Source organism: Flavobacteriales bacterium, from assembly GCA_013214975.1.
Taxonomy (GTDB): domain Bacteria; phylum Bacteroidota; class Bacteroidia; order DT-38; family DT-38; genus DT-38.
The window spans coordinates 1-5,193 of the sequence record JABSPR010000372.1 but is presented as its reverse complement, the minus strand read 5'-3'; the positions used below and the strand labels follow the sequence as shown (position 1 = coordinate 5,193).

The window sequence follows — 5,193 nt, the reverse complement described above, 5'->3', positions numbered from 1 at the left end:
CCAAGTGATGGTCTTTCTAGCTCGTTCGGCTCATTATCTCTTTTCCCTCAGAGTGATGTGAGTAAGGATCTGTTTTCACGAGAGATGAAGCCGCAGACAGGGGAAAAGGCAAGTCCATTTAATCGCGACAGGGGTCTTTCTGTGGAGGAGAATCAACGTATGTTAAATTCAAAAAAATCGTATAAAGGACCTAAAGATGGGCTATCTAGTTCCTTCAGCTCATTATCTCTTTTCCCTCAGAGTGATGTGAGTAAGGATCTGTTTTCACGAGAGATGAAGCCACAAACAGGAGAAAAGGGAAGCCCGTTTAGTAGAGATAGAGGATTATCGATAGAGGATAAACAAAGATTGTTGAATTCTAAAAAGTCCTACAAAGGGCCGCTGGATGGCCTTCAAACCTCATTTGGTTCTTTATCCGTTCTTCCTAGTGCAGAAGCGACAAATACACCATTTTCGAATACCTGGAAACCATCGGCTGAGAGTAAGCAGAAAAAGTTGAATTCTAAGAAATCTTACAAAGGGCCTGACGATGGGTTAGGAAGTCATTTTTTAAGTTCTGTTCGTGCCCCCGCTTTGCTTTTAAATGAAAACCCATTTCAAAAGGAATGGAAATATTCTGTAGAAGAAAGGCAACGTCAGAAAAATTCGAGGAAATCTTATAGAGGGCCAAAAGATGGATTAGGGAGTTCGTTTATGGCAGATGCCTCTCAAAAAGAGGTTGCTATGCTGGATTCTCCTTTTATGATGCCAGTAGAACACGAAATTATACAAGGTAAAAAAAGGAAGAGGGTATTGTTTAGAAGAAGAAAAAGCAGGAACGAGTCTCGCGTAGGTGGCGGAAGACCAGCGAGTATGGGTTTATTTCCAGGAAAGATGTATTAATTTTTTGGCATGCTTAATGCAAATCATTGGTATTATAAATAGGAGAGGTAAATGCCGTTTTTTTGTTATTTTTGGTAATAGTGCCTTAAGGATAAAAGAATAAGAACAATAGATTGAAGTCACAGTTTTTAAAATATACTTTTAGATCTACAAAGATTTTAATTATCGCATTAATTGCGCTTAATTTTATCTCTGGCAAAACTGCTGTTGAGATAAAAGATACTAATGCAAAAATCAAGGCTGTTTTTCTTTACAATTTCACCAAGTACATCGAATGGCCTGAGGAGAAGAGAAAGGGTAACTTTGTAATAGGCGTTTTGGGTGAAGGACAACAACCGGTATACAATGCCTTAGCAACTAGTGCACATCGAAATAACGATAAGCCCTCTGTTCGATTTTTACAAATAAATAAATATATGGATGCGTCTTCTATCGCAGATTGCCATATGTTATATATCCCGAAAAGTCATAGCAGCATGTTGCCTGTTGCGCTTAAAACGGTGATTAACACCCATACATTAATTGTTACAGATAAAGCCGGTTCGGCCAAATCGGGAGGCTCGGATATTAATTTCGTCGTCGCTAACAACAAGGTGAAATTTGAAATGAATAAAGAGAATGTGGGAAAGCATAACCTTAAAGTAAGCGCCATGTTAACTAATCTTGCAATTTTAGTGAACTAGGTATGGAAAGAATGGGATATATATATACAGTATTACTTGCCATATCGATGTTTGCATCAGCTTCATTATATGCACAATCGCCTCTTGAGATTAAGGCAAGAAACCATATGGCTGCTAAAGAATATGATTTAGCAAAACCTATCCTGGACAATGTTGCTAGCGACACAGCTTATATAAACAGTTGTGAATATTGGTATCTAAAAGGTTTCTTGTATAAAGAGCTTTACAAGAGAGACCAAGCGAGTGATCGTAATTCTGCATATCGTAATTCTGCCATAGAGTTTTATGAGAAATCAATGAAGCTGGATACGGATGGTTCAAAGAAAGACGGAAATTTAAAAGGCATTAAGTATTTAGGGATTAGATGTTTTAATGACGCTGCATCATCGTTAGATATGATTAATTATAAAACTGCGCTTTCTAATTTCGATCGCTACATCAAAGCGATGAATATTATTGGTGTTCCGGAAAGTGAATTACGCGAGAAGAAGATCCAGTTTAAGCTGGCTTTAGCTTCCGTTTATACTAAGCTGTATGAGGGAGGGGATAAGCATAACGATGATGATTGGAATAACACTACTAATGTTTATCAAGAGGTTCTTGGAATGGATCCTGGTAATTTGAGCGCGAATTATAACTTGGGAATCTTATTTTACAATCGGGCTGTAGATATTATCATGAATGAAATGGGATACGATGTGGATATGGTAACTCTTTCCGATATCCAAGATAGATGTATTGGTTTGTTTAAAGATGCGTTGCCATATTTAATAAATGCGCATAAACTCGATGCACCTAACCCAGCAGTTACTGAAGGATTGGCTGGGATCTATTTCAGTCTTAACGAAATAGATAAGTCGAATTATTACAAAGAATTATTGGAAAAAATACAGAACAATAAAGACGGAGAACCGTTAAAAATCATAGAAGAGCATCGTCAAGAAAACGATTGGTATAATTGGAAAGATTAATCAATTCCGTTTTAATTAAAATAGTTTCTTTTAACGAAATTCTAATATGAAATTGAGGTTTACAATAGGCAGAAAAATAGGTACCGGTTTCGGTATTCTTATTTTACTTACGCTGGTTGTTTTTATCCTTACACAGGATAACCTTATTCGTGCTCGTAGCATCAACAAACAAATAAACGAATTATATAATCCGTCGGTTGCTCAGCTTGGGGAACTTAAGTTATTGGTTGTTGAATCTAAAATGTACATCATGAAATGGGTGTATTTGGCAACCCTCGATAACAGCCCGGAGAAAACTAGCTTAAGAGAAATAATAAGTAAGAAATATCCAGAAGTAAAGACGCGGATCCAAATCTTATCTGAGGATTGGCATGGTGATCAGCAGAAGAAGATGGAGAATTTGTTTGAGCAGATTGATCAGCTCTTTGAGCTCCATCAAGAAGTGATGAAAGCACTTAATTCATTTGATGATTATGAAGATCCAATGACGCTGTTTACATATAGTTCGTCTGTAGATGAAGGAGATATAAACACGTTAACACAAGACATTCTTTTTGACTTAGATCATAGTATTCTTCTTCAGAAGAAGAATACAGAAAAAGTGAGTGAAGATATGATTCACTCTTTCGATGTATTAGAAATGTTCGTTCGCTATTTAGGCTTAGCCCTTATAATTGGAGGTGTATTTATTGCCTTCTTTACAATTATTTCGATTGTTAAGCCTATCCAAGAGCTGCGAGCAGTATTGGTCTCTATGGGAAAAGGAATTTGGCCAGATGAGGATATCAAGAAACGTGAGGATGAAATTGGCGAAATGACCGAAGCCCTGAACAATCTAGTTCATGGAATGAAACGAACTACAAAGTTCTCGAGCGAGGTTGGTTCGGGTAATTTTGAATTCCCGTACAAACCACTCAGTGAATACGATACCCTAGGAAAAGCATTGCTGAAGATGAGGGACGATCTATGGGAGAACGAGCGGATTTTGGAGGAAAAGGTACGTCTTAGAACAGAAGAGGTTGTACGTCAGAAAGAAGAGATAGAGATGCAAAGCGAAATCTTGAAAGATCTTTTCAAACAGGTTAACGATAGTATCGATTATGCGAAGAGAATACAAGAAGCAATTCTTCCTAATCAAGATGAGATTAACAACATTTACGAAGAGTCGTTCATCTTATTTAAGCCTAGAGATAAGGTAAGTGGTGACTTCTATTGGTTCGCAGAATTGGGAACTAAATTTGTTTTTGCTGCTGCCGATTGTACCGGGCATGGGGTTCCTGGAGCCTTTATGAGCATGATTTGCGTAACTCTATTAGATCAAGTAGTAGTTCAGAAAGGAATAACGGATCCGGCTAAGGCTTTAGTTGGAGTTGATGAAGGAGTTAAGCACGCATTAAGTAGTCACCAGTCTGGAGAGATGGAAGCAAATGATGGTATGGACGTATCGTTGTGCTGCCTGGATTCTGAAACGAAAATATTGGAGTACAGTGGCGCATACAATCCGTTATGGATTATTCGGGATGGAGAATTGCTCGAAACGAAAGCAAATAAATTTGCGATAGGAGGCTATTACCAAGGACAAAAGAAATTCGATAGAAATGAAATTCAGTTACAATCTGGAGATGCTATTTATATTTTCTCTGATGGATTTGCGGATCAGTTTGGCGGTCCAAAAGGAAAGAAATTTATGACTAAACGATTCAAGCAATTGTTAAAAGATAGTCAGGATTTGTCTATGAAAGGGCAAAGAGAAAAACTAAATACAACGATAGAAGCTTGGAGAACTGAAAACGAAGTTTTAGACCAAGTGGATGATATTTTAGTTCTAGGGTTAAAGGTTCCGTAACCTCCCTGTCATCGAACAATACCAATAATATTTACGTAATTTTACACCACTTACCTGGGGTCGACTGGATTTGACAGCAAGATGAAAGGATAAGTAAGCATGTCGAGCTTTGTGAGTTAATCTCGTTAATCCTAATTCATACGCTTTTAAACGGCGAATCTGACTACGCGCTTGCGGCCTAATCTCTAAGAGATGACGCCTTAGAACAGTACTAGGTACTGATTCCGAGCTGCCTCGCTTAAAGCTTCGTTCAGCAGCTTTAAGCATTTGGTATCATTAAGATGAACTAGCTATCTAACAACGTTTCGGTGTTAGGGTAAAATATTAGGAACTAAGAGGTAAATGGGTAGTGTCTTGCCAGCTTATCTTCGAAAATTAAGTAGATACTAAACATGTAGAAAGTTTATAATTTCCTTGTTTGGACGAGGGTTCGATTCCCTCCGACTCCACCTTCGCCCTCCGAAGCTTTTGCTATAGCAAACGCGTAGGAGGGCTTTTTATTTTTAGCACCTTCGAATGTTCATTTGTGCTAGGGCTCCGGTGGACACGGTCCAGCAACAAGTATTGAGAAACAGCATAGAGCAAGAGGTCCATATTTTATCTAACTTCATTAAAAAATATTTAATAAACTATCTCGTCCTCCGAAGCTTTTGCCATAGCAAACGCGTAGGAGGGCATTCCAATCTCATCTCACATGTGGTATGTATATTTTCTTAAGTGTAACGACGGTCTTATTTATACGGGTTGCACATCTAACATCAACGAAAGACTTCAGCGACATAACAAAGGCCAAGTAAAATTCACTCAATCT

The 5,193-nt window shown here is 38.0% G+C and carries 5 protein-coding genes and 1 other RNA gene; all 6 read left to right on the top strand.

Annotated elements, in window-relative coordinates; all coding sequences use genetic code 11:
* Window positions 1-882 (top strand): hypothetical protein (locus HRT72_11885; GenBank protein NQY68404.1); only part of this gene is annotated, 882 nt, incomplete at its 5' end.
* A 113-nt stretch (window positions 883-995) separates the two neighbouring features.
* Entirely contained in the window at window positions 996-1,565 is a 570-nt protein-coding gene (locus HRT72_11880; protein NQY68403.1) for a YfiR family protein, read from the top strand.
* An 11-nt stretch (window positions 1,566-1,576) separates the two neighbouring features.
* Window positions 1,577-2,536 carry a hypothetical protein gene (locus HRT72_11875; GenBank protein ID NQY68402.1) on the top strand — a complete coding sequence of 320 codons (960 nt, stop codon included), beginning with the start codon at window positions 1,577-1,579 and terminating at the stop codon, window positions 2,534-2,536.
* A 46-nt stretch (window positions 2,537-2,582) separates the two neighbouring features.
* Window positions 2,583-4,382 (top strand): SpoIIE family protein phosphatase, encoded by a 1,800-nt coding sequence (locus HRT72_11870; protein ID NQY68401.1) that lies wholly within the window; start codon window positions 2,583-2,585, stop codon window positions 4,380-4,382.
* Between the two features lie 56 nt (window positions 4,383-4,438).
* Window positions 4,439-4,834, top strand: a transfer-messenger RNA (tmRNA) gene (gene ssrA, locus HRT72_11865).
* 242 nt (window positions 4,835-5,076) lie between these two features.
* Window positions 5,077-5,193, top strand: a 117-nt coding sequence (locus HRT72_11860) for a GIY-YIG nuclease family protein (GenBank protein ID NQY68400.1), incomplete at its 3' end; no start/stop codon positions are given.